Origin of the sequence: Metaclostridioides mangenotii (genome assembly GCF_018917235.1) — a bacterium.
In the GTDB taxonomy this organism is placed as follows: Bacteria; Bacillota; Clostridia; order Peptostreptococcales; family Peptostreptococcaceae; genus Metaclostridioides.
In genome coordinates, this window is the sequence record NZ_JAHLOF010000001.1 from 641305 (window position 1) to 668239 (window position 26935).

At 30.6% G+C, this 26935-nt stretch carries 23 protein-coding genes; 10 read left to right on the plus strand and 13 right to left on the minus strand.

What is annotated here, in order from left to right:
• Window positions 1-95: 95 nt before the first annotated feature.
• The 4 genes from rsmH to KQI18_RS03065 all read right to left on the minus strand — a co-directional run bounded on the left by rsmH (window position 96) and on the right by KQI18_RS03065 (window position 3846).
• Window positions 96-1031: a 16S rRNA (cytosine(1402)-N(4))-methyltransferase RsmH gene (gene rsmH / locus KQI18_RS03050; protein ID WP_216466164.1), complete on the minus strand. Its 936-nt coding sequence runs from the start codon at window positions 1029-1031 to the stop codon at window positions 96-98.
• On the minus strand, window positions 1032-1778 hold the full coding sequence (lgt, locus tag KQI18_RS03055; RefSeq protein WP_216466165.1) for a prolipoprotein diacylglyceryl transferase: 747 nt from the start codon (window positions 1776-1778) through the stop codon (window positions 1032-1034).
• 12 nt (window positions 1779-1790) lie between these two features.
• Window positions 1791-2258, minus strand: coding sequence for a VanZ family protein (locus tag KQI18_RS03060; protein WP_216466166.1), 468 nt, complete (start codon window positions 2256-2258; stop codon window positions 1791-1793).
• Window positions 2259-2625: 367 nt separating this feature from the next.
• Entirely contained in the window at window positions 2626-3846 is a 1221-nt protein-coding gene (locus KQI18_RS03065) for a WG repeat-containing protein (RefSeq protein WP_216466167.1), read from the minus strand.
• Between the two features lie 377 nt (window positions 3847-4223).
• Here KQI18_RS03065 and KQI18_RS03070 point away from each other — a divergent pair, with 377 nt between their 5' ends.
• The 5 genes from KQI18_RS03070 to KQI18_RS03090 all read left to right on the plus strand — a co-directional run bounded on the left by KQI18_RS03070 (window position 4224) and on the right by KQI18_RS03090 (window position 8790).
• Window positions 4224-4748 carry a hypothetical protein gene (locus KQI18_RS03070; protein WP_216466168.1) on the plus strand — a complete coding sequence of 175 codons (525 nt, stop codon included), beginning with the start codon at window positions 4224-4226 and terminating at the stop codon, window positions 4746-4748.
• A 64-nt stretch (window positions 4749-4812) separates the two neighbouring features.
• Complete coding sequence (locus tag KQI18_RS03075; RefSeq protein ID WP_216466169.1) at window positions 4813-6054, plus strand: efflux RND transporter periplasmic adaptor subunit; 1242 nt, start codon at window positions 4813-4815, stop codon at window positions 6052-6054.
• The gene (locus KQI18_RS03080) at window positions 6047-6727 is read left to right on the plus strand and encodes an ABC transporter ATP-binding protein (RefSeq protein ID WP_216466170.1); all 681 of its coding nucleotides are present in this window, start codon (window positions 6047-6049) and stop codon (window positions 6725-6727) included. Before KQI18_RS03075 ends, KQI18_RS03080 begins: the two co-directional genes overlap by 8 nt.
• Window positions 6724-7923, plus strand: coding sequence for an ABC transporter permease (locus KQI18_RS03085; protein WP_216466171.1), 1200 nt, complete (start codon window positions 6724-6726; stop codon window positions 7921-7923). Before KQI18_RS03080 ends, KQI18_RS03085 begins: the two co-directional genes overlap by 4 nt.
• Window positions 7924-8220: 297 nt before the next feature.
• Window positions 8221-8790, plus strand: a complete 570-nt coding sequence (locus KQI18_RS03090; RefSeq protein WP_216466172.1) for a hydrolase — start codon at window positions 8221-8223, stop codon at window positions 8788-8790.
• Between the two features lie 292 nt (window positions 8791-9082).
• On the opposite strand, the gene yfmH is transcribed toward KQI18_RS03090, so the two are convergent.
• Complete coding sequence (gene yfmH, locus KQI18_RS03095) at window positions 9083-10369, minus strand: EF-P 5-aminopentanol modification-associated protein YfmH (RefSeq protein ID WP_216466173.1); 1287 nt, start codon at window positions 10367-10369, stop codon at window positions 9083-9085.
• A gap of 14 nt (window positions 10370-10383) precedes the next feature.
• Window positions 10384-11646 carry an EF-P 5-aminopentanol modification-associated protein YfmF gene (gene yfmF, locus KQI18_RS03100; RefSeq protein ID WP_216466174.1) on the minus strand — a complete coding sequence of 421 codons (1263 nt, stop codon included), beginning with the start codon at window positions 11644-11646 and terminating at the stop codon, window positions 10384-10386.
• A gap of 372 nt (window positions 11647-12018) precedes the next feature.
• Here yfmF and KQI18_RS03105 point away from each other — a divergent pair, with 372 nt between their 5' ends.
• Window positions 12019-12321, plus strand: coding sequence for a winged helix-turn-helix transcriptional regulator (locus KQI18_RS03105; RefSeq protein WP_216466175.1), 303 nt, complete (start codon window positions 12019-12021; stop codon window positions 12319-12321).
• Between the two features lie 122 nt (window positions 12322-12443).
• On the opposite strand, the gene KQI18_RS03110 is transcribed toward KQI18_RS03105, so the two are convergent.
• The 3 genes from KQI18_RS03110 to KQI18_RS03120 form a co-directional block, all read right to left on the minus strand.
• Window positions 12444-12974, minus strand: coding sequence for a flavodoxin domain-containing protein (locus tag KQI18_RS03110; protein WP_216466176.1), 531 nt, complete (start codon window positions 12972-12974; stop codon window positions 12444-12446).
• 75 nt (window positions 12975-13049) lie between these two features.
• On the minus strand, window positions 13050-14726 hold the full coding sequence (gene cspC / locus KQI18_RS03115; RefSeq protein ID WP_216466177.1) for a bile acid germinant receptor pseudoprotease CspC: 1677 nt from the start codon (window positions 14724-14726) through the stop codon (window positions 13050-13052).
• A gap of 23 nt (window positions 14727-14749) precedes the next feature.
• The gene (locus tag KQI18_RS03120) at window positions 14750-15097 is read right to left on the minus strand and encodes a hypothetical protein (protein WP_216466178.1); all 348 of its coding nucleotides are present in this window, start codon (window positions 15095-15097) and stop codon (window positions 14750-14752) included.
• A 326-nt stretch (window positions 15098-15423) separates the two neighbouring features.
• Between KQI18_RS03120 and ychF the strand changes: the two genes are divergently transcribed.
• The gene (gene ychF / locus KQI18_RS03125; protein WP_216466179.1) at window positions 15424-16521 is read left to right on the plus strand and encodes a redox-regulated ATPase YchF; all 1098 of its coding nucleotides are present in this window, start codon (window positions 15424-15426) and stop codon (window positions 16519-16521) included.
• Between the two features lie 167 nt (window positions 16522-16688).
• Here ychF and KQI18_RS03130 read toward each other — a convergent pair whose 3' ends face one another.
• Together KQI18_RS03130 and KQI18_RS03135 are read right to left on the minus strand one after the other, a co-directional pair.
• Window positions 16689-18248: a cell wall-binding repeat-containing protein gene (locus KQI18_RS03130; RefSeq protein ID WP_216466180.1), complete on the minus strand. Its 1560-nt coding sequence runs from the start codon at window positions 18246-18248 to the stop codon at window positions 16689-16691.
• A 263-nt stretch (window positions 18249-18511) separates the two neighbouring features.
• Complete coding sequence (locus KQI18_RS03135) at window positions 18512-19966, minus strand: UDP-N-acetylmuramoyl-L-alanyl-D-glutamate--2,6-diaminopimelate ligase (RefSeq protein WP_216466181.1); 1455 nt, start codon at window positions 19964-19966, stop codon at window positions 18512-18514.
• Window positions 19967-20155: 189 nt separating this feature from the next.
• On the opposite strand from KQI18_RS03135, the gene KQI18_RS03140 reads away from it, so the two are divergent.
• The 3 genes from KQI18_RS03140 to KQI18_RS03150 all read left to right on the plus strand — a co-directional run bounded on the left by KQI18_RS03140 (window position 20156) and on the right by KQI18_RS03150 (window position 22192).
• Entirely contained in the window at window positions 20156-21031 is an 876-nt protein-coding gene (locus KQI18_RS03140; RefSeq protein WP_216466182.1) for an AraC family transcriptional regulator, read from the plus strand.
• A 100-nt stretch (window positions 21032-21131) separates the two neighbouring features.
• Window positions 21132-21581: a MarR family winged helix-turn-helix transcriptional regulator gene (locus KQI18_RS03145; protein ID WP_216466183.1), complete on the plus strand. Its 450-nt coding sequence runs from the start codon at window positions 21132-21134 to the stop codon at window positions 21579-21581.
• Between the two features lie 59 nt (window positions 21582-21640).
• Window positions 21641-22192, plus strand: coding sequence for a GNAT family N-acetyltransferase (locus KQI18_RS03150; RefSeq protein ID WP_216466184.1), 552 nt, complete (start codon window positions 21641-21643; stop codon window positions 22190-22192).
• 224 nt (window positions 22193-22416) lie between these two features.
• Here the strand turns inward: KQI18_RS03150 and proC are convergent, their stop codons facing one another.
• Window positions 22417-23193: a pyrroline-5-carboxylate reductase gene (proC, locus tag KQI18_RS03155; RefSeq protein ID WP_216466185.1), complete on the minus strand. Its 777-nt coding sequence runs from the start codon at window positions 23191-23193 to the stop codon at window positions 22417-22419.
• 152 nt (window positions 23194-23345) lie between these two features.
• Window positions 23346-26900, minus strand: a complete 3555-nt coding sequence (nifJ, locus tag KQI18_RS03160; RefSeq protein WP_216466186.1) for a pyruvate:ferredoxin (flavodoxin) oxidoreductase — start codon at window positions 26898-26900, stop codon at window positions 23346-23348.
• Between the last annotated feature and the right edge of the window lie 35 nt (window positions 26901-26935).

A 26935-nucleotide genomic window follows, 5' to 3' on the forward strand; every position in this document is an offset into this window, starting at 1 on the left:
TAATTATAGCAAAAAAAAATGTCATAATTACACATATCCATTATCATTTATATCTATATATACAAAAAAAATATAGTTTTTATCTATGATAAAAACTATATTTTCTCTGCAACTCTAAGTTTTGCACTTCTCGATCTAGGATTTACTTCTATTTCCTCTTTGCTAGGAAGTGTTGGCTTTCTTGTAATAACCTTAACTTCTTTTTCTTTATCACATTGACATATGGGAAGTTCTGGTGGACAAATGCAGTCTGTAGCTAAATATTTAAACTCATTTTTAACTATTCTATCTTCTAATGAGTGGAATGTTATTATACAAATTCTACCACCTATATTCATGATTGATGCTACATCTCTTATCAAACTAGTGATGACACCAAGCTCGTTGTTAACTTCTATCCTTATAGCTTGAAACGTTCTCTTAGCAGGATGAGGTCCGTCTATTCTTGCTTTTTTGGGAATAGCTTTTTTAATTATTTCAACTAGTTCTCCAGTATTTTTAATAGGAGATTCTTCCCTAGCTTCTACTATAAATTTAGCAATACGTCTGGACCAGTTTTCTTCGCCATATTCCTTTATAATTCTATTCAGCTCATCTTCACTATAACTATTAACAACATCATACGCACTAAATTCACTTCTAACATCCATTCTCATGTCTAGTGGTGCATCTTGCATATATGAAAACCCTCTATCAGCTTCATCTAGTTGATGTGAAGAAACTCCTAGATCTGCTAATACACCATCTATTTTTGTGATTCCAAGTTTTTCAAGCTCAGATTTTATATTTTCAAAGTTGCTATGAATAAATTTCACCCTATCACTGTATTCATTTAATCTCTCTTTTGCTGTATTTATTGCATTTATATCCTGGTCGATTCCGATAAAAAGACCCTCACTAGATAATTTTTTTACTATTTCTTTTGAATGTCCAGCTCCACCCATTGTACAGTCAACATATACCCCATCTGGTTTTATATTTAAGCCATCTATGCATTCATTTAAAAGCACAGATACGTGATGAAATTCCATCTAATTATCTCCTTTTTCTACTTTGTTCTTTTTATTAAGATAAAAATGAGCTATTAACCCTCCAATTATACCTATCAAACTAACTACTTGAGCCATTCTTAGAGGCCCAAACATTAAACTATCTGTCCTTAAACCTTCAATAAAGAACCTACCAAGAGAGTATAAAACTACGTAGTTTACTATGATCTGACCTTCGTATTTCTTTTTCTTTCTTGTTAGTAATAAAAATACGAATATACATAAATTCCAAATTGATTCGTATAAAAATGTGGGGTGAACCTTCATACCATCTACCATTATTCCCCAAGGAAGATTTGTAGGCCCTCCATGTGCCTCACCATTGATATAGTTTCCCCATCTACCAATTGCTTGAGCCAAAGGCATCCCTAGCATAACCGCATCTGCAGTTTTAAAAAAATTCATCTTTTTATATTTAGTATATAAAAATCCTGCTAGAATTCCGCCAATAAGCCCTCCGTGAATTGCGAGACCTCCACCTCTTACATTAATCATTGCCATAATATCTCCAGCGTAGTAATCCCAATTAAATACTACGTAGTAAATTCTAGCGCATATAAGTCCTACAGGAATAGCAATTATAGCTATATTAATAACATCATCCTCGCTTATGCCAACTCTTTTTGATTCTTTAAGCGCAATAATAACTGCAGCTAACATTCCTGTAGCCATCAAAATTCCATACCACATTACATCTATACCAAACAAATTAAAAGCTACTCTATCCATCTATACACCTCTTTAAACTATTCTTTTAGATTTCTTGTTGTATATTTTTAATACAATTGTTACAATACACATACCCAAAATAACACCAAACATATCAATATAGACATCTCTAATTGTAGCTGTCCTACCAGGAATAAATATTTGGTGCACTTCATCTGAAACTGCATAGATAAAAGAAATTATAAATGCATTTCTATAAGATTTAAGCTGTGATTTTGTTATATATGTACTTGCTACAAATATTAGTATAGACAGTATTAAGTATGTGCACACATGGGCTGTCTTTCTTATTGAGACTGTATATCCAAATCCAGTCTTGTTTTTATCATTTGATAGTGTGTTTTTACTAATATCTTGTATTGCTTTTATAACCGAATCCGATTTGTGAGTAGATATCTTGCCTGGATCGCTAGAGAATTTAAAAATCAATCCCATCCAAGCTACTACTAGTACTATCATGATTATGCCTTTTTTATTCATAAACTTCTCCTTTTACATGATTAGCTTTAAATAAACCGTCGTTGTCGTTTTATAAAAATCTATACTATAAGATCGATCTTAAATCATAATAACACAATAGATTAACCTATTACAAAATTTTTTCTATATTTTTCATGTGCCTAAAGTCTATACCAACATATCACAAAATTCAAACTCCTTATCATAGTATACATGTAGATACACATTAATATTGTTGTCTTTACTTTTGAGTTTATACGTAGTATAGAGCCCATAAAGCTCTTATCTACAATTATCCAATTTGATTTATCAAAATTTTTCCTTATATCTTCTGGACGAATTAAATAATTTATGTCTCCAAATTAATTTTTAGACAGCTATTTTTTATCTAATATATATTACAATAAATAGATTCATATTTAACATTTGGTTTTATCACATACTTGCCACTACTATCTATAATACCCCATTTACCATCATATCTTATAGTAGCAACCGCTTTTTGATCTTTAGAATATTTAATAAAAGGCTCATGATTATTAAATTTAGGTTTAATCTTAAATTCACCATTTTTATCTATATATCCACCCTTAATATCTCCATTATCATCTTTTGAGAAAGCCATAGCTAGACCATCACAAAATTCATACAAATTACTTTGATTATAATCAGTTTCACCGAACATAAATCCAAAAAACTGATTATCTTTAGGTTTTATTTTGAACTCCCCTACTTTGTCTATATATCCATATGTTTTATTATCAAGTGTATTAAGTGCAAGACCTTCACTGAAATTAGATGGAATCTTAAATTTAGGTTCTATAATAGTTTTTCCTTCTTTATTTATATATCCATAGTTTTTTTCCTTACTAGATACTTCATCGGTATCTACTCCTATACATGCTAAACCATTTTTAAAATCTTTTGCAAAGTTAAATTTTGGCTCTATAATAATCTTTCCTGTTTTATCAATAAATCCATATTTGTTGTTTACCTTGATAATAGCGAGACCCTCACTAAAATCTCTTGCATCATCAAATTTTGGCTCTATTATGATGTTTCCAGATTTATCAATGTACCCATATTTGCCGTTAAATTGTACTGAAGCAAGACCTTCATTAAATTTTTTAGAAGCAATATCAAATTGAGGTTTAATTATAAATTCTCCAGATTTATCGATATACCCATATTTACCATTTATACTAGCTCTTGAGATTCCATCTTTAAAACCACCTATATCATCAAATATTACATTTTTGATTTTTTCATTATTATATTTTCTAAGTCCAAATTTATTTGGAAAATCAGCATCACCAAAGGCTTCAATTCCTTCACTGCAAATACCTAAACCATCATAGCCCTCGCCTTCCTTTAGAATTTTATTATTACCATCTACAAGTTTAACTGTGACTTTTTCCTCGTGAAATTCATCTTCTCCAATTTCATTTAATATAAATGTAATTTTTGATAGATCTTTATGAATTTCTTTTTCTTTTTCCTTTTTAAAATTTTGTTTTGTATTAGTATTTTGTAACATAACTTTTTTATTTTCACAACCAAATAAAAATAAGCTAAGTACTATTGGTGTTATTATTAATGCTTTTTTCAATATTATTTCCTCCTTTTTTATCATTTAACATGTGTATTAAAAAAATCATTATCAACTACTTTATAGTATACGTTTTTATTGAGGACAACTGCAATTTCTTCAATAATTAATGTAGTATTAGTAGATGTATTATAATTATAATCTACTTTGTTATTAGAAAAGCTTTCATTTCAAATTTTTTACTTTTTTATAAACAAATTGATGTAGTTGGTCCTATAAGTATAAAAATTAATGTATAAAATTATATATGGAAAAAGTAATTATTACAAAAATTGAGTTTAATCGATTGAATATTTGAAATCTAAATTCTGGTATGTTATATTTTAATCAATAGGTGTCAAAATTTACCTATTAATTTAAAAAAAAGGTGGAATAAAATGGATAATTTAGAAAATTTAAATGAAGATAGTGAAGAAATTAAATTACATCTTAAGAAAGCAAAAACTTGGAATAAAGTTTTACTTGTCTTGAAATCAATTGGAGTTGTCTTTGGAGTCATTGGAATTCCTGGTTTATTGAATCCAAATAAAGCTACATATGATCAAATGGGTGATGCTGGTATAGAGTTATATAAACAAGTTTCAAGTATGGGATATAAAGCAATCATTATAGCTACATTATTGATCAGTATATCCTTGTTGGTTATGTATTTTAGGGCAAATAAGAATCTAAAAAATGAAGAAACTACTCCAAAATATCCTTATTATATTGCAATTATTTATACTGTTTTCAATATAATCTATGGGTTATTTACTGGGAGTAATTCAGCCAGTTTACCTAATGTGGAGGGAATGGAAAATGCATTATTGTTTTTACAAATATTTAGTATAGTTACATCTATTATACTTACTATACCAGCTGTACTTGTTTTAGTACATTTATTCAAAGCTGACGTTGAATAATTAATTGCGATGTAGTTATTAGGTAAAGATACATAAAAATAATCTTTAGGAAAGTGAATAGATAATGAAACGTAAAAATATAAAACGAATGACAAAGAAACAAAAGATTTATTTAAGTATAGTAGCTGGTGTAGTTGCTTTGTTAGCGATAATTATTTCTGCCATTTATGTTAACTTGAAAAAAGACAATAATGATAATTCTTACATTTCATATAAAATTGAAAAGCCTGAACCGTTATTATTTAAAGGTTTTGTCACTGCTGAGAAAGTGTCAAATGTATTTTATGATCAATCTTTAGGTAAAATAACAGAGATACCTGTAAAAGATGGGCAAGAAATTAAATCAGGAGATATAATTTTAAGTTATAAGAATGAAGAGATCCAATCTGAAGCTGATGCTCAAGAGAACTCTTTGAAGAAGTTATCAGTATCTGTAGATGGCGCTAAAAATGATTTAAATAACGCTAGATCAAAGGTTAAAAATTATAAAAATAAGTTGTCAAATTTAAAAAATGAGTTAAGTAATGTCGATACGAGTACTTTAGAAGGTCAACAGAAGAAACAAGAACTAAAAGCTACGATTAATCAGTATGAAGAACAGTTGGATGCTCAGAATTCAGTAGTTGCCCAGACAGAAAGTGCACTTAGTGTAGCTAAATTAGATTATAATGATGCAAGTAAATCTGTCGATTCAATACGAAAGAAAGCGAATAAAAATATTACATCTGAGATTAGTGGAATAGTTTCTATTAATGAAAATGGAAAGTCCGATCCTACTTCTCCAGTTATAAAAATTATAAGTAAGAATGTGGTAGTTGAAGGATTAGTATCTGAATACGATTATGATAGTATAAAGCTTAATCAAAGGGTTAAAGTTCGCCCAGTTAGTCAAAAAGAAGAAATCGGAGGGCAAATTAAACAAATTAATCAATTGCCTGAAACAGAAATTAATGTAGGTAATAATCAAGGTAATTCTACAGGAAGTCTGAGTAATTATAAATTTCTTGTGGAACTAGATAGTCCGTTACAGTATGGATACAGTGTTCAGATTAAACTTCCAATAGATGAGTTGCGTATACCTAAAAAAGCTTTGATAAAAGAAGGTAATAAAGAATATGTTTATTTATATATATCAGGAAAGGTGATTAAAAAGCCTATAAAGACGGAGACAAAAAATGAAGTAATCGACGTCTTAGATGGACTAAAAGAAGGAGATATTATAATTGCAAATCCGAATGAAAAATTAAAAGAGGGCGAGAAGGTTGAGTTGAAGTCTGATAATTCGGCGGTGAAGTCCAATGATTGATTTAGTGAATATTAATAAATACTATCATACTGGAAAAGAGGAGCTACATGTATTAAAAGACGTCAATCTTCATATCAATTCTGGAGAGTTGGTTGCTATTATAGGACCGTCTGGTTCTGGCAAGTCAACTCTAATAAATCTGTTGGGATTTATCGATAAGAAATTTAAGGGGACATATCTCTTTGAAGGTGAATCCCTAGTTTCAAGTGATGATGATAGATTATCGATGATTAGAAATAAAACTGTTGGTTTTGTATTTCAAAACTTCAGCTTGATAGAAAATAATACAGTATATGAAAACATAGAGTTACCACTTCTTTATAATGGATATGGACTTCATCAGACACAGGATAAAGTTTATAGCATATTAGAAAAAGTCGGCTTAGATGGAAAGGAAAAAAACTATCCAAAACAGCTTTCTGGTGGTCAACAGCAACGTGTGGCAATAGCGAGAGCACTTATAAACTCACCAAAATTTATAATAGCAGATGAACCGACTGGAGCACTTGATACTGTTACATCCGAAGAAATTATGAAATTATTTGTGGAACTAAATAAAGAAGGCGTAACTGTTATATTAGTTACTCACAACCCTGAGCTAATTTCATATTGTTCTAGAGTTATAACTATTCGGGATGGTGAAATAATTGAGGACAGGGAGCTGATTAGATGAAATTATATGTAATCTGGCGATCCTCCCTAAAATCTATCAAAAACAATAAGAAGAGAAGTTTCTTAACTACTTTTGGAATAATTATTGGCATTGCTTCTGTAATTGCTATTATGGCAATAGGTAGAGGATTTGAAAAAGATACAATAAAAAATTTTACTAATAATGAGACCGAAGAAGTAGAAGTAAATATACAGTTTATACCAGACAGCGAGTCTCTATACCAGAGTAATGCTATATTTTTTCAAGATATGGATTTAAATATTCTTAAAAGCCTAGACGGTGTCAAAAAAGTGTCATATCCTGATAATGATAATAATTCGGTTTATAAAGATATACTAGTTAAAGAAAAAACAGAAAAAAAACAAATAGATTTAGTTGACGAAACTAATAGAGAGATTGTTATAGGTAGAAATCTTTCTAAGGTAGATAATGAAACGCATAATAAGGTAGCAATTCTAGATAGTAATACAGCTAAAGATATCTATGAATCACCTGAGAATTCATTAGAAAAGGGTGTTGAAGTAGAAGGACAGTTGTTCACTATTGTAGGCGTTTATAAAGGGCAAGACGTTCAGAGTATGTTTTCGATGCCTGAGTCCAATATCTTGATACCTAAAAATGTATATTTTGATTATTTTGAAAAAGAAAATACAACATCTATGATAGTTTTAACTCTAGAAAATGGTTATGCTCCAAATGAAGTTACAGAAGATGCTGTAAACCTACTTAAAGAGTCTGGGAGCATGAGAAATATGGGTGATTATCAACCATTTGATATGTCACTGCTTACAGATAGTGTAGGTAAAATACTTAGAACAATTACATATTTTATATCAGCAGTAGCTGGGATATCTCTTTTTATTGCTGGTGTTGGGGTTATGAATATGATGTATATATCGGTTGCAGAGAGAACTAAGGAAATTGGTGTAAGGAGGGCTCTTGGGGCGACAGAGAAAGCTATAAGAATGCAATTTCTTTTAGAAGGTCTTACTTTGACTTTGATAGGTGGGGCAATAGGATATATACTTGGGATCTGTTTTGCATATATAGTTGGCGCGATATTAGATATATCAGTTAGTGTTGATTTATTTACAATATCATTAGCCATAGGTGTATCTGCATTTATAGGTTTAGTATTTAGTGTAGTACCTGCTTCTGTTGCAGCTAAAAAAGATCTTATAGATATATTGAGATAGCTTTAATGCTTTTAGGAATTTAAACATATTCAATGTTTAAATTCCTTTTTTATTTGTTCAAATACCACAATTATTTTTGTATTGGCACTTTTATTAAAATTCTTTTAAATAAAATCTATACTAATTTATAAAAATATACTAAAAACTCTACTATTTCAGAATATTAAAACTAATACATTGATTTTACTTAATTACTATGTTAGAATAACAATCAAAATATTTATTAGATGAAAAACTGTTTACTAGTATCAAAATAGTTTAACATCAAAAAAATCTAATAATTCTAGGAGGCATAATATGAATTATATTCCAAATTATGAACAAGCAGTAGAGCTATTAAAGAAATATAATAAAGATGAATTTCACATCAAGCATGGGCTTGTTGTTGGTGGTGTTATGAAGTATTTCGCAGAAAAATATGATCCAGATAATGTTGACTTCTGGAAAGTTGTCGGAGTCCTTCACGATCTAGATTTTGGACTTTATCCAGACGAACACTGTGTAAAACAAGTTGAAATTATGAGAGCTGAGAATATAGACGATTCTGTAATATACTCAACTACTTCTCATGGATATGGGCTTACAGGTTCGGTTGCAAAACCAGAAAAGAAGATGGAAAAGATTCTATTTGCATCTGATGAGCTAACTGGATTAATCGGTGCTGCTGCAATTATGAGACCTTCAAAGAGCGTTATAGATATTGAGTTAAAATCAGTTAAAAAGAAATTTAAAGATAAGAAATTTGCTGCTGGATGTTCAAGAGAAGTAATCCAAAGCGGTGCTGATGTACTTGGTTGGACTTTGGACGAGCTTATAAGCGAAACAATACTCGCTATGAGAACACTAGTTCCTACACTCAACATTTAGTAATTATCTTATAATATAAAACTATCTAAAAAGCCCTGTAAATATTTACAGGGCTTTAAATCTTCATAATTACTTCACAATTTTCGTATAAATTTATATATATATTCATTTAACCTTAAACCATCGATGATGGATTTTGGTTTACTCCAACGTGATTGGGTAGTCCCGAGATGTTCTATCCCCAATCACGTCCTTTTTATATCTAATAAAATAAATAATTAAATTCAATTATTAATAACATTTCTATTTATAATAATTCTATTAAAACATTATTACATAATTAAATTCAAATTTATTTAGGCTCTACTATTGAAATAACACTGAACTCTTCTTTAAGATGATTATTAAGTCTATCCCTAACGTCTTCAAAAGTTACTTCTTTAATAACGTCAACATAGTCTAATATATTAATTTTCTTGAAATTATTTGAGATAAAACTATTTGCTATGTTAGTTATTGAATCAAAACTCTTTAAAAGTTGACCAGTATTTTTCTTTTTAGTTCTATTGAAGTCTTCTTCTGATAAACCTTCTTTTTTAAGTTTGTCTAAATGTTCAAATACTGCACTTTGAACTTTCTTAGGTTCTTTTGAATCTCCAACGACTAGTGTAAATCCATAATCAACTTGTGAAGAGAATCCCGCTCCGAAGTTTTCATTAATTAGTCCATTTTTGTAAAGCTTCTCATAAAGCTCTCCACCTTTTCCAAATATCATATCCAAAAGAATATCTGTAGTTACTTCTTTTTTAAGCAGTTCTTTTCCACTTACACCAATTTTATTATCTTTAAATCCCATATAGAACATAGGCATAGATATAGGAAATTTCTTAACAATTTCTTTTTGTGCTACTGATGTAGGTTCTTCAGGATAGAATCTCTCAATCTCGTGATTCAATTTAGCTACATCGTAATTATTAGATTTTTCGACTACTTCCATAATTTTATTTTCATCTAAATCTCCTACTACAAATAATGCCATATTTCCCGGGTTATAAAATGTATTATAACATTTATAGAGTTCATCCTTCGTTATCTTATAAATACTTTCTACTGTACCAGCGATATCTATTCTAACTGGATAATTTACATACATTGCTTTTAAGCAGTTGAAGTAAACATTCCAATTAGGGTCGTCATCATACATCTTTATTTCCTGTTCTATTATACCCTTTTCTTTTTCTACATTTTCTTCAGTAAAATACGGAGTCTGAACATATTTTATAAGGTGTTCAAGACTTTCATAGAAATTCTCTGTTGCTGTAAATAGATACGCTGTCATCGTAAAGTTTGTAAACGCATTTGCACTAGCCCCAAGCTTAGAAAACTCATCAAATGCATTTCCACCGTCGGGTTGTTCAAACATTTTATGCTCTAAGAAATGTGCAATACCTTCGTTTACTTTAAACTTTTCCTTCTCACCTATAGGAACAAATTCAAGTTCATTGGAACCGTAATTTGTACCAAGAATCGCATATTTTTTAGTAAATCCTTTTTTGGGCATATAATATACATCTAGCCCATTATCTAATTTTTTATAGTAAAGTTCTTCCTTTAAAATATCATTGACTATTTTTTTCATAAAATCCTCCTCATCTAGTTTCTAAGAAAGTAAACTGTGTCAAGCTCTATGTCTTTTACAGCATCTACTATGTCGTTCACTGTAACTTTTTCTATACTTTTAATTAAATCTTCAACTGTTGAATTAGTTTTCCCTAATGATTGCGCAAAAGAAAACTCTGACATACCACCAATATTATCAGTAACAGATTTTGCTGAGTTGATTAGGGCGCTCTTGCTATTAGCAAGTTCCGTATCTGTTATTTTTCCATTTTTAAGATCTTCAAGTTGCTCTTTGATTATTTTAACTGCTTTTTCGTAGTTTTGTGCTTCTATACCTGATGAAACAAACATTATACTCTTATATTTTTCAACTGATGAAAACACGTAGTAACATAAGCTCTCTTTTTCTCTTACATTATTAAATAGCTTTGAATGGGCTCCCCCACCGAAAACACTATTACCAACTACTAGAGAATAATATTTATCGTTGTCCATATAGTCTACATTTGCTCTGTATCCCATGACAAGCTTTCCTTGGGTTATATCCATCTTTTCTTCTACGACTTTTACATCATCGACCTTTTTAACATATTTTCCCCTAGGTATTTCAATGATATCTCCTCTTTCAAACTTGAAGTTTTGCTTTACTGCATCGGCTACAAAATCATCGTCAAAATCACCTTCCACAACTATATCTATCGGAGATGTTTTAAGTATATTTTTATAATGATTATAAAGATCTACTGCAGTAATTGAGTCTATATCCTCTTCATAGCCATTTTCTTCTATACTGTACCTTTCACCTTTGCACATAGCTTCAATACATTTATTTTGTGCATAAGCTTTTTTATCGTTTATCGCTGCCTTAATTTTATCTTTCAAGTTCTGCTTTTCTAGATGGAGATACTCTTCTTTAAAACCACCATTTTCTACAAAAGGATTGTTAATTATATCATTTAAAAACTCGATCATATCCTTAAATATCTTTTCATCAATATACTTATCATTAACACCCAATATTTTAAACTCTAAAATTTGTTTCTCTGATCTTTTACCCGCATTTGAAAAAAGCGAAGCCCCATAAAAATTATCCATCTTATGTGATATTTCTCTTAAGGTCGGATAGTTTTTGCTACCACTAGTTATAACTGATGGTAACAAAGCATTTTTAGTAACTTCATCTCTATCTAATACTCTTTGAATATAAACACTTACTAAATTTGTTTTAAATTTTGACGTTTTTATCAACGTCAAATTTATATTATTACCTAAATCTACTCTTTTTAAATCGCTCATAGCTACCTCCTATATCTTTATATATTAATTATAACCAATTATTATAATATTTAATATAATTGCACTTATATTTAGTTAATTATACCCAATAATTAACATCTATTATCATGATAAGATTTTTTAAATTATTATTAAGTACAGTGTAACATACATATTGTGTATATTTATATCGGTATATTAAACTATATACTCTACTTTTTAGAATTTTTATATTTAATTTAGTTTAGAAATCTCTTATAAAATAAAAAAAGATTCAATAAACCTTGTATCTTTTTTATTAAAGTCGATAAATTTTAGTTTAATTACCTCAAACATTATTGTATAATTACTCTAATAAATAAAATAGTAAACACTAAACCATTTAAATATTCTATGTCGTTGATAGAAGGAAAATGGAAAATGCATATATTATTTTGGCTATGGAAGAAAGAGATTTTACGCTACGGAGAATTAAAGAAATCATTAGAATGTATAACGCATAAAATGCTTAGTAATCAATTAAAAGAACTAGCTATGGATGGTCTTATTATTCGAAATGAGTACCCTCAAGTACCTCCAAAAGTTGAGTATAGTTTATCAGAGAAAGGACTTTCTCTTATGCCTGTACTAGATGCACTTTGTCACTGGGGACAAGATCATATGCCTCTGGAAACAATAGATAATAAAAGACAGTAGTGATAACAACAGTGACGATTGTTAACATTGTTAGCGTTTTGTTGACTTTAGTCATCATTATATATAAGACTTACTTAACTGTATTGATAAGTAAGTCTTATAATTCTAGTATTAAAATATACCTAAGACTTAATGTCATGTACATAATTTATCAATGGATCAATGGCTTTAAGGTTTGAATTATCATAAGAATCACTGATAGCTTCCATTGCTCCCATTTCAATGTTATCTTTATTTTTTTTCCTTCTTAATGTAAACTTTAGAACATTCATAATAAATTTATCAATCATTCCCATATTTTTATAGTTCATGCCACTTTGAAAATAAAAAAATGGTATATTAGACTTACCTGGAATATTAGTTTGTTTAAATTGATTAACTTTCTCAACCGCAGCAAGAGGAGTAGCTCCAGTTGCAAATACTATTAAATGGGTATTTTTTAAAGTTGCTAAATTATTTGTTATAAATTTAATACCATTAATTTTACTAGCATATATCCCACCCCCAAAAATAACAATATCATACTTTGATACTTCAGAGATGTTTGCTGCTTCTAAAGGCAGAGCTTGACAATTTAATGCCTCAGAGATCCACTCTGAATACTTCTTTGTAAATCCAGTTTTAGACTTGTATACTATTAAAATTGTTTTCAATATCATACCCCCTAATTTAAGAAGAATTATTTACTCTTTTAAATAAAGTTATAATAATTTTCCGCGAGAAATACATCATAAACTATCAGAGATTATTTGAATAGTTCTTCTGAAATCGATGACACCATATCCTAGAGAATCGTTAGGATATTCATATAATTCATCTCTTGTTGAACCTAACATTAAATATGTTTTTAAAACTTGCGAATATAACAATAGTTTTGGGTATGTACCTTGTCGACTTAGATACTCCATTATTAATGCTAGCATACCTGATGTTACAGAACTGCTAATACCAGTCCCTGTACCTGATCTATAACTATCATTGCCGTAAGTTGATATAATATTAACGCCGGGAGCTACAAAATCAGGTTTCGCAGAAACCCCCTTAGTAGGTCCCTTTGATGAACCAATCCATATACTATCATATCTATTGTCATAAGCACCTACAGTAATTATATTTTCACCAGTTCCAAATGAAGTTATAGTTGAAAAAGAACTCGTATCTATGAATCCATCATTAGGACCTATAAGATTACTGTTTGGTAGATAAACATGGTATTCTCCATTTAAATATACATCAGGACGAACTCTAAGAGTCCACGCTCCTGGTTTCATATTTCTGAGGTTTATCTCAAGAAGTTCAGATCCTGTAGGTGTCCAAGGGTAGAAGTATCTAATTCTATATGTTGTGTTTTCTAAATTGAAAACTCCTATGTACTCATAGTAATCTGGCGCATAAGGCGCAGTATAACTCAACTCTCCTGACGGCGAAATGATAGTTGCATTTATTCTATCTAAATCACCCCCCTCAAGATAAATATCTAAATTTTGACCATCACCATATTCAATAATAATGTCATTTACATCACCCTGATTTCTAAATCTACCAGCATAATGAATATATGTATTTCTTTGATTGCCTGCACCACTTACCACAACAATTCCTGGGTATTCTAATTCAGTAAATGTGTTTAGTAATGTTATAAATCCCAATGAAGATCTTTGCCCGACAGTTAAATTTATTATGAGAGACTTTTCCTCCCTAAGTGCAATGTTTATAGCATATGAAAACGCAGCCAAAAAATCAGTTGTTGTATAATTACGCTTTTCTACATAATACCTTCCAGGATATGATTTTAATTTTACAACAATTAAATCAGATCCTTCTGTAATTCCTTCGTAGTTAGAGTTTATCCTTCCGCTACCTACTGTAATTCCAGCAGCCATTGTACCTGTTCCTACATCATCTCTACTTAAACTTCCATCATTTCTTGCTATAGCGGCGTTTAACTCTTCTCTTGTATATTCACTACCAAATAAATATCCCTCTGGAGGGGGATTTATAGTCCCTTCTTGATCCCATAACTTTAATATTTTACTTGATCCATCATCTCTAATTAAATCAGGATGTAAATAATCGACTCCTGAATCTATTATTGCAATAAGAACTCCTCTTCCTGTAATATCATTGTAAACATTATTATAAATATAATCCACTCCAGTGATACTTCTTGCTCCATCACCAGCCTCAACATAATTTGTTAAATCTATCATAGAACTCATTGGATCAGATTCACTATACCAAGAAACCTCATATATACTTCTTAAAATATTTGAGTTGAAATCTAAAGGCGTGTATAGAACAGCAAGCCTTTCATTTAATATAATAAAGTTATTTAAACCTCTCTCTCTAAGGGCAGATCCTATGTCTGAACCCTCTTGATACACAATGTAATATGACTTTTCCATATTTATCCCCCTATCTAAAAAACTCAAACATTCTTCTCATATTTAAAACTCCATATCCATAACTCCCCTATTTCTTCAATTGATACTATACCATCTGTAACCCCCTGACTAACTTGAGATAGTGGAGCCATTCTTATAGTTCTTTCAATATTTACTACTGATCGCAATTTTAATATATCTTCTAACCCTTGTAAATAAGTTTCTTCACTTAATCGTAGAATTCCTAGATCATTAGTTAATCTCATGAAATCATACGGATAAACAGCAGATTCAAACTCATTAAAAAAATTAGGGGTAAATGTCACAGTCAAGTCATAAATAACATTATTATTTCCTTCTAATCTATAATCGTTATTAATAATAATAACCACTCCTTATTTTATTGCAGTTATTTAGATCTTTATATTAAACCTCTTATCATTATATTTACAATATATACAATATATTAATAGTCTTATGAATTATTGTGTTTGATTAACCCTATTTTCAATAAAATGGTTGTAATAATGGCAGAAAACTTGTTTATAATGTCAAACGGGTCAATTGGGTAATTTTTAAATAAATAATTAGTAATTTGCTAAAATGTAAACATGATATTATTGTATTATGATATAATCGGAGTGTATGTCTATAATTAAAATTTACAATTAGACAAAATTGTTTAAATTTATATAAAACGAATGAGAGGAAGATCACAATGAAATTAGGTATAGTCGGGTTACCAAATGTTGGTAAAAGTACGCTATTCAACGCAATAACTCAAGCAGGAGCCGAATCTGCAAATTATCCTTTCTGTACAATAGATCCAAACGTTGGTGTTGTATCTGTTCCAGATGAAAGACTAAATAAATTACAAGAATTATATGAATCTAAAAAATTAGTTCCTACTGCAATAGAATTCTGTGATATAGCAGGTCTTGTAAGAGGTGCTTCTAAGGGTGAAGGTCTTGGTAATAAATTCTTATCTCACATAAGAGAAGTTGACGCTATAGTTCATGTTGTAAGATGTTTTGAAGATCCAAACGTTGTTCACGTTGACGGTTCTGTAGATCCACTAAGAGATATTGAAACTATAAACTTAGAGCTAATATTCTCAGATATCGAGATATTAGAAAGAAGAATACAAAAAACTCAAAAAGCTTCTAAAGCTGATAAATCTCTTGCATCTGAGTTAGAATTTTTAAAATCAATCTTATCCACTCTTGAGGATAACAAATGTGTAAGAACTATGGACTTCAGCGAAGATGAACATACTTTTGTAAATTCATTAAATCTACTAACATCGAAACCAGTAATATACGCTACAAATGTAAGCGAAGACGATTTAGCAGATGACGGAGAAAGCAATGAATTCGTAAAAGTTGTTAGAGATTTTGGTGCTACTGAAGATGCTGAGGTTGTAGTTGTTTGTGCACAAATAGAAGCTGAAATATCTGAACTTGATTCTGATGAAGAAAAGAAAGAATTCTTAGAAACTCTTGGTTTGGAGCAATCAGGACTGGATAAACTTATAAAATCTTCATATGCTCTATTAGGACTTATTTCTTACTTAACAGCTGGACCACAAGAAGTAAGAGCGTGGACAGTTAAGGTTGGAACAAAAGCTCCACAGGCTGGTGGTAAAATTCACTCTGATATAGAAAGAGGTTTTATAAGAGCTGAAACTATAGCATTTGATGATTTAGTTGAGCATGGAACTATGTCTGCTGCTAAGGAAAAAGGCTTAGTTAAACTTGAAGGTAAGGACTATATAGTTAAAGACGGAGACGTTATATTATTTAGATTTAACGTATAAAAGATTTACAACTTATATTATAAAAAAGACTTTTAGCTAAGCTAAAAGTCTTTTTTATAGCTTGTCACATCTTTCTTATCTTTCTTTAAATAAGAATATTCAATATTGAGTAAAGGTTAACTCAAAATCGTATCAGTATGAGTCAACCTTTCTACTCTAAAAAATATTTAATTATATTCTTCGTAATATCTTAAATCCTTTAATTTTTCATCAAACATATATGGCGAAGATATGTACCCGACAGAATAAAAACCTTTATCTGGATTCCACACTCCATATGCATTTAATGCATTTACAAGTTTTCTTTTTTCTTCATCTGTTGGAATAATACTCTTTAATTTATGATTACTATTTGTTGGCTTATTTGAAATATATGTTTTTTTATAAAATTTATCCTTAGACATCATGTTCACAGCATCAGTACACGCAAAATGATCGTAATTGCCATTACTTGTATCATATTCATTTTTAGATAAAGTCTTTATCTCTGTATTTAATGGGCTTAAATTATTTTCTAATAATATCTTATCAACACTATAAAATATATCCTCTTTTGATACATTCAAGTTTTTATAGTTTAAATGATGTACTTTACCAGAAAAACCTAATTTACTAAGGCAAAGAGCAAGTTCATTGTTACGGGCTATAATTATGTCCTCTTCTTTTAAGATTTTTCTATTCTCTCTTTCTAATCTTTCGTTGATTGTAAATAGAGCCGAAGTTTTTTCACCATCAGTTACTTGAACAAAATTAATATTTTTACCTGATTGGATATCTCTCAAAAGTGTTAACCCCATAGTTAATATTTCATCATCCTGGTGAGGATTAAGGTATACTACATTATTTTTATAAAGATTAACACCTCCAATTACTGTAACATTATTTGGTAAATCAATTTTATCATTATCATCAACTAAAACTATTGAAGAATTTTCATTTGATGCTATATAAGCACCACATATTGCATCGGGATATGTGTTCCCTTTAGCTATCACGTTTACTTCTTCTGTATTAAAAAACCTTTTATTTACTAATTTTGATGTTTCAAATCTATTTTCTCCACTAATCCTTATAACATTATCAAACTTATCTGCAATCGTATCGGAAATACTATTCTTACCACCTATTATATAAATCTTATTTTTTTCTTTTAGTTTTTCTTCAATGCTAATGTTTATTTTATCCCTTGATGTTATGTATATAGGTAAAGAATTTTTATATGAGACACTTGAAGCACTTATTGCATCAGCGTAATTTTCACCACTTACTAAAATTGCTTCGTCACTTCTATCATTTTTATTTGCCTCAAAATTTTTCTTATAAATATCTTTATTAACATTTTTTTTAATTTTAATATTTTTTATATTTATATTCAGTTTTTCTCCAATATAATATATTTCCTTAGCCTTTAATCTTATTATTTCATTTTCAGTTCCATTGGTTATATACCCATTATCGGAATATAAAATGGGTGCTTTTTCTCTACTTGATACAGACAATGCTGTAATTAGACTTGTATAATCATACCCATCTGCTATTATTACTTTATCCGAAGTTTCAAATGAATTTTGTGAAGTTATTATTGCTGTTTCAAATCTATCTTTACCTTGAAAGATTTTATATTGATCATTGGATTGTTCATAAGCATATGTAAATGATTTTTCTCCAAATAAATTAAATAAAAATACTCCTAGCAAAAATAATATAAAATATTTTTTAATCCTCATAATAAAATTTCCCCCAAAAATAATTATCATTAGTATCTAACAATTACTATTTATCTAGTTATTTCCACTTAGCTAGAATTAGTGTCAACTCTTTGATAGTTGAATATTGTGTTAAAAAGCCTTTAAACCGCATTAATAAATTATAACATGTTTTTCGCTACCTTTTTTATAAGTAATACAAATTCCGACACATAAAAAAGATTATAAATAATAAAAGATTTAGCCATATATGTAAATACGGCTAAATCTTTTATTTAACATTTTTATAAACTACTTAAAAATTCCCTAGCTACTTCCTTGTCATCAAAGTGATGCTTTGTAGTACCTATTACCTGATAATCTTCGTGACCCTTACCTGTAATAATAACAACATCGCCTTCTTTTCCAAGAGATATTGCTTTTTCAATAGCTTCTTTTCTATCCACAACTACATTGTAGTTATCTATATTTTTATCTATTCCCTTAAGTACATCTTCAATAATAGCATGTGGATCTTCAGTTCTAGGGTTATCAGAAGTTAAAAAACATATATCTGAATACTTCTGACCTATTTCACCCATGAGTGGTCTCTTTTCACTGTCCCTATCTCCTCCACATCCAAAAACTGAAATAACTCTACCCTTAGCAAATTCTTTACTAGTTTTAAGAACATTTTCTAATGCATCTGGAGTATGGGCATAGTCAACTATAACGCTCATTCCTCTATCATTTGGAACAGTCTCAAATCTTCCAGACACACCGTTAGTAATTCTAAGCCCTTCTTTATATATAGACTTATCTATCCCTAAATTATAACAAGCTGCTATTACTGCAAGTGTATTGTAAACAGTAAACATTCCAGGTACAGGTACAAATATTACCTCTTCATAAGTTGGCGTTATAAGTCTATAAGAAACACCATCAGAATCTGACTTAATATCTTTAGCCATAAAGTCAGATTTATTATCTATGCCGTATGTGTAACATGGTATATCTAAATTTTTAATACTGTCATAAATCTTTTTACCACCCTCGTCATCGATATTAATAATATTAGCTCCTGTGGTCATGAAGAATAGCTTCTCTTTAGCTTTTCTATAATCCTCTAAATCCTTATGGAAATCTAGATGATCCGGAGTAAGATTAGTAAATATACCGAGTTTGAACTTAGTTTCATCAACACGATTCAAAGCAAGCGAATGTGAAGAAACCTCCATGGCACAATAATCACAGCCGTTATTTAACATATTATCAAATTGATGTTGCAGGTCCACACTCTCAGGCGTAGTAGAACTAGATGTAACTTCTTTTACACCATCAAATATTTTTATAGTACCAATAAGTCCAACTCTTTTCTGAGCACGAGTTAATATTTCATTCAGAAAAGTAGTTATACTAGTCTTTCCATTTGTACCAGTAACACCGATAACATCAAACTTAGTAGAAGGATGATCGTAAAAATTATCAGCGACATTGGCCATATCTTTTCTAGTATTTTTTACTCTAACAAATGTACAGCCTTCTACATAAATATCATCTTCAACCAAAAATGCCTTAGCACCTTTCTCAATTGCACTATTTATATATTTATGCCCATCTGACACAAATCCTTTAACGCATACAAATAAAGTGCCTTCAGACACCTTTCTAGAATCGTATTGAATATCTGTTATCTCTATATCTAAATTTCCTTTTACACTAATAATATCAAGTCCCTTAACAGCCTCACTCAACAACATATAACTTCCTCCTAAATTTCGATTTATAAATAAAAATTGTCAATTAGAATCCAATATTTCTCTATTATTAAAAATCCACCTTTCCTCATTATATTGTTATATATTTGCTATGTAAATTGTTAATAATGCTTGAAATATTGTAAAAAATGCCCTATCATTAAATTAATTATTAAGTTTGCGAGGTTAATTATGGAAGATAAAAATAGTAAAAGAGGATATTTAAACGATGATTTTAAAATATTCATCATAAATGATAAAAAAGACATGGAATTTGAATACCACCATCACGACTTTAATAAAATTATTATTTTTTTAGATGGAGATGTTACTTATTATATTGAAGGAAAACAATACCAACTTCAGCCTTCAGACATACTTTTTATTAGTAATACTGAAATTCATAAACCTGTTATTAATCCTAATGTAAGTTACAGTAGAATAGCAATCTGGGTGAATCCAGATTATCTAAAAAAATTTAATACAAGAAATAACAACTTAAACAAGTGTTTTGAAAAAACTAAAGATGATAAACAGTATTTATTATCACTTAACGATATGAATATAAATGTTTTAAATAATTTTATTGCACAAATACAAACTGCAGGTGATGACGAAGAATTCGGAAGTGATATTCTTAGAAGTTCATTATTTTTACAAATGATGGTGTTTTTAAACAGATCCCTCCTAAGCTCAGATTATAATAGTAGAGACATAGAATACGATAATACTGTTGAAAACATGCTAAATTTTATAGAAGAAAATATAGATGGAGATCTTTCTATAGACACTCTTTCGACAAAATTTTACATAAGTAAATACTACCTAATGAGGAAATTTAAAGCGCAAACAGGAACTTCAATACATAACTATATTGTTCAAAAAAGACTTCTAATGGCAAAACATCTTATTAGAGAGGGACATCTAATGAATGATGTATGTAATATGTGCGGTTTTAACGACTACTCTAGCTTTGTAAGGGCGTTTAAAAAAGCATATGGCGTATCGCCAAAAAACTATAAAACTAAGAGTAATTTATTCGGAGATATAGATACTACTAATGAATAAAAAAATTAGTATAATTTTAAAAATAATTATTGACAACTTAAATGTAAAATAATAAAATATTACTAAGGCACCTAACTATATAAAAATTGAGGTAATTTAAATGCACAAAGAAATATCAGAAATACTATACGATGAGTTTAGAGACTTTGTAATTTTATCGAGACTTAGACAAATAGAATTATTAAAAAATCACAAAATAGGTCGTGCGGCTATGAGCCAAGGAAGACTATTAGAGTGTTTACATAAAAATAATGGAATCGCACAAAAAGAGCTTTCAGAAATGTTGGATATCAGACCAGGATCTCTTAGTGAATTAGTTACAAAAGCAGAAAATAGAAAGCTTATCGAAAGAAGAGACAACCCTGATGATAAACGGGTAACAAATATATTTTTAACTGAAAAAGGTCTTCGTGAGGTCCAGAAATTCATAGTTTTGTACAGAGAAATGACTAAAGATATATTTGATTCTTTATCAGATAAAGAACAGTCTGCTCTATGTACGAAACTTAAAGAATTAAATAAAAGTATAGATTCTAAACTTGAAAGATAATCTGTACCTTTATTAGTTTTACGATTAGTTAGGTACCAAAGAGAAAAGGAGGAATGTCTATGGCAGGAAAAATCAAAATAAGACCAGTAACATGGGGGTCTACATCTTATAAACAGGTTTTACAACTTAGAAATGAAATACTTAATAAACCTTCAAACCTACCTTTGATAGAAAAGATGCCTGAAAATGAAAAGAAATTCATTATCTTAGCAGCGTATTATAAAAATGAAATTGTAGGCACTTTATCTATCGACAGATTGTCTTCAGACACTGTACAAATTAGACAAGTTGCTATTTCCTCAAAACTACAGGGTCATGGTATAGGTAAAAAACTAATGACTAGTGCAGAAAGAATAGCTAAATTTTTTAGATTTAAAAGGGTTGTGCTTGACGCTAGAGATAGCGCATGGAATTTTTATGAAAAACTTGGTTACTATGCAAGAAGCGATAAAGAAATGTATTCAAACGAAGGCCTATATATGAAGCCTTACGAGAAAAATATTGAGCTTTCTGTATTTAAATTCAACCATAGAAATGCTATGTTCTACCATATTATGGATAGAAAAATGAAATATATGTTCAATCCTATTGAAGAAGATCAGACAATCTGAATATAATCGGTAACACTTCAAATAAAAAAAAGCTGATCGTTTAAAATCAGCTTTTTACCATGTAATTCTTTAATTATCTAATATTTTGATCTTAGCAAATCTTTAATCTCTTCAAATGAATTTTCATTTCTATCATCACCAGATAATCTTACTACATTTGGAATTTTATTCTCAATTTCTGTACCCACATATTTATTTACTAATTTATAAGACTTTAATTTATATTAATTATTGGCAGAATTTACTGCATCTATTACAGCATATCTAAATCCATTCTTCTCTAGAGCGGCAACACCTTTAATAGTCGTTCCACCTGGAGAGCAAACACCATCCTTTAACTCACCTGGATGCTTTTTAGAATCCAAAGCTAACTTAGCGGAGCCGAGCATCATCTGAGCTACTACTTCGTATGATAAGTCTCTTGGAAGTCCATTCATAACAGATGCGTCGGCAAGTGCTTCCATAAATACATCAACAAATGCAGGGCTACATCCAGCAACTGTACCGAATGTACCTAGTAAGCGCTCTTCTACCTCTACAACTCCACCTAAAGTCTTAAGTAAGTCCAAGACTTCATCCTTAGCTTCATCTGTAAAGTTATCACTAAATGATATTCCTGTCATACCTGCATTTACACTTACAGGGGTATTTGGGATAGCATGTCCTATTAGGAATGATTCCCCCAACGTAGATTTCATCTCTTCCATTGAACACCCCGCAGCTACAGATACAATTATAGGATTTGTAGATACTTCTTTTTTAAATTCATCTAATACTTTTAAAACTATATTTGAACCAGTTGCTACAATTACGATATCGCACTCAGAAAAACTTTTATATTCATTAATTAATGTAAACTGTAACTTATCTTGCAATCTTGATGTTGTTTTACTTCTGCCACCTTTTACTATTACAGACTCTGCAGGTATATAATTGCTTTTAATCAGGCCTTCAATCATTGCTCCTCCCATATGACCTGCTCCAATAAAACCTATTTTCATTATCTTCAACCCCTTCTTTTCAGTTGTAGTTTTAATCTACATTTATCCTAAGTACATTATACTTTATTACCCAAACTATTGTAAGCAAACTCAATAAAAATAAAGACGACTCCAATAAATGAAGTCGTCTTTTATATTATAAGATATTAGTCTTATTTGTTTCTATCTGCTAATATTTTGTATCCGTCGTATCTATCCTTCGCATTTTCTTCAGCCATAGTGAATAAATGCTCAGCATGCTCTGGGAATTGTTGTTGTATAGCAGCATATCTTACTTGCCCAAGTATAAAGTCTCTGAAGCTTGCACTTGGCTCTTTTGAGTCTAGCGTAAATCCGCTCTTACCATCAACTTTTTGATCTGGATTGTATCTGTATAAATGCCAGTAACCAGCTTTAACAGCTTGTTCTTCATTTGCAACAGTTCTACCCATACCTTCTTTTATACCATGGTTTATACATGGAGCGTAAGCTATTATGATAGATGGTCCGTCATGTTTTTCAGCTTCTAGAAGAGCTTTAACAAATTGGTTTTTGTCTGCTCCTATAGCTACTTGAGCTACATATACGTTTCCGTAAGTCATAGCCATCATTCCAAGGTCTTTTTTCTTAGACTTCTTACCAGAAGCAGCAAATTTAGCCATTGCAGCAGCTGGAGTAGCTTTAGAAGCTTGACCACCTGTATTAGAGTAAACCTCTGTATCCATAACAAGGACGTTTACATCTTCTCCTGATGCTAGAACGTGGTCTAATCCACCGTAACCGATGTCATATGCCCAACCGTCTCCACCAAATATCCATTGAGATCTCTTAACTAAGTAATCTTTATGGTCATCTATATCTTTTATTAACTTGATTGCTTCCATCTCTGGATCAAATTTACTATAATCGAAGTTATCTAAGAAGCTTGTAACTTTAGCACTTGCAACTTTAGAAACCTCTCCATCATTCATAACCTCTAACCACTCAGTGTAAGCAGCTCTTGATTCATCACATATCTCCATAGTTAATAATTTTCTCATATTATTAGCTATTTTGTTTCTTATGTGTTTAACACCTGTGTACATTCCGAATCCATACTCAGCATTGTCCTCAAATAATGAGTTTGCCCAAGATGGGCCTTTGCCTTCATGGTTTGTAGTGTACGGAGTTGATGGTGCTGATCCTCCCCAGATTGAAGAACATCCAGTAGCATTAGCTATCATCATTCTATCTCCGAATAATTGAGTGATCAACTTAACATATGCAGTTTCACCACATCCAGCACAAGCACCTGAGTACTCAAGTAATGGTTGTCTGAATTGACTACCTTTAACTGATGTTGGAGCCATTAAATCACCTTTTGGAGCAACTTTATTAGGATCGCTTATATAATTCCAATTAGGAACTTGAATATCAAGTTGTGATTCGATTGGCTTCATAATTAAAGCTTTTTCTTTAGCTGGACAAACGTCAGCACAGTTTCCACAACCAGTACAGTCCATAGTATTTACTTGTATTCTGTATTGTAATCCTTCAAATCCTTTACCAACTGCCTTCTTAGCATCTAATCCTTCTGGAGCATTAGAAACTTCCTCTTCTGTTAATAAGTATGGTCTTATTGTTGCATGAGGACATACGAAAGAACATTGGTTACATTGGATACAATTTTCTATTTGCCACTCTGGAACATTAACAGCTATTCCACGTTTTTCATAAGCAGCAGTACCATTAGGGAATGTACCGTCTTCGTAACCGTTGAATGCACTTACAGGTAAATCATAACCTTTTTGTGCAGTCATAGGTCTTAATATGTTCTTGATAAATTCTGGTTCTTGAGAATCAGCTTTTGGAGCATCTACTGCATCTGTCCAATCAGCTGGAATTTCTACTTTAACTAGTGAGTTAATACCAGCTTCAACAGCTTTATAGTTCATGTTAAGTATTTTTTCACCTTTTTTACCGTAAGTCTTCTCTATAGACTCTTTTAAGTATTTAACAGCATCTTCAACTGGTATTATTTCAGCTAGTTTGAAGAATGCAGATTGCATAATCATGTTTATTCTATTTCCAAGTCCGATTTCTTGTCCTAATTTAACAGCGTTAACTGTGTAGAAGTTGATATCATTCTTAGCTATATATTGTTTCATATGAGCTGGAAGGTTTTCTTCTAATCCTTCTTGATCCCATATAGTGTTTAGTACGAATGTACCACCTTTTTTAAGACCTTTTAATAGATCATATTGATTAACATAAGATTGCTTGTGACAAGCAATATAATCAGCTTCGTCTATTAAGTATGTAGATCTGATTGGCTCATCTCCAAATCTTAAGTGAGACATTGTTATACCACCAGATTTTTTAGAGTCATAGTCGAAGTATGCTTGAGCATATTTGTTAGTATGGTCACCTATAATCTTGATAGCTTGTTTATTAGCTCCAACTGTACCGTCTGATCCTAATCCCCAGAATTTACATCTTACAGTACCCTTAGATGCTATCTTAACTTCTTCGTTTACTGGTAATGAAGTATTAGTTACATCATCAACTATATCTATAGTAAATCCGTTTTTTGGATCTTTTGATAATAAATTATCCATAGCAGCTTTTATATCTGTAGGAGTAGTATCTTTTGATCCTAATCCGTATCTTCCACCTACTATTAATGGAGCATTTTCTTTTCCGTAGAATACACCTTTAACGTCAAGGTATAATGGTTCTCCAGTAGCTCCTGGCTCTTTAGTTCTGTCAAGTACACAGATTCTTTCTACTGTAGAAGGCATAGCATCTAAGAAATGCTTAATAGAGAATGGTCTATATAAGTGAACTTTTACTAAACCAAAGCTTTCGCCATTAGCGTTTACAAAGTCTATTGTTTCTTCTATAGCTTCAGTAACTGATCCCATTGCTACGATTACATTCTTAGCATCTTTAGCTCCGTAGTAATCAAATAAGCAATGCTTTCTACCAGTTAAATCGCTCATTTTCTTCATGTTTTTCTCAACTATTCCAACTATGTCATTGTAGTATTTGTTAGAAGCTTCTCTTGTTTGGAAGTAGATATCAGGATTTTGAGCTGTACCACGAGTTACAGGATGATTAGGAGATAATGCGTTATCTCTAAATGCTTGTACTGCATCAAAGTTTAATAATGAAGCGTAATCTTCATTTTCTAACAACTCAACTTTTTGTATTTCATGAGATGTTCTAAATCCATCAAAGAAATGGATAAATGGTAATCTACCTTCAATTGCAGATAAGTGTGCAACTGGAGCTATATCAGCAACCTCTTGAACTGATCCAGAAGCAAGTAAAACAACACCACTTGCTCTAGCTGCCATAACGTCTTGGTGATCTCCAAATATTGATAATGCTTGAGATGCCAGCGCACGAGCTGTTACGTGGAATACTCCAGGTAGTAACTCCCCTGCTACTTTATACATGTTAGGTAACATTAAAAGTAGACCTTGAGACGCAGTAAATGTAGATGTTAAAGCTCCTGCTTGAAGAGAACCGTGGAATGCACCAGCTGCTCCTCCTTCAGATTGCATTTCAACAACATCTACAACTTGTCCAAATACATTTTTTCTTCCTTGTGATGCCCACTCATCAACTAATTCTGCCATAGTTGAAGATGGTGTGATTGGGTATATAGCCGCTACATCTGTATAAGCATAAGCAACATGAGCTGCAGCTGTATTACCGTCAACTGTTTTCATAAATTTAGCCATTAAATACATCCTCCCTTGTAACTACATTATATTCT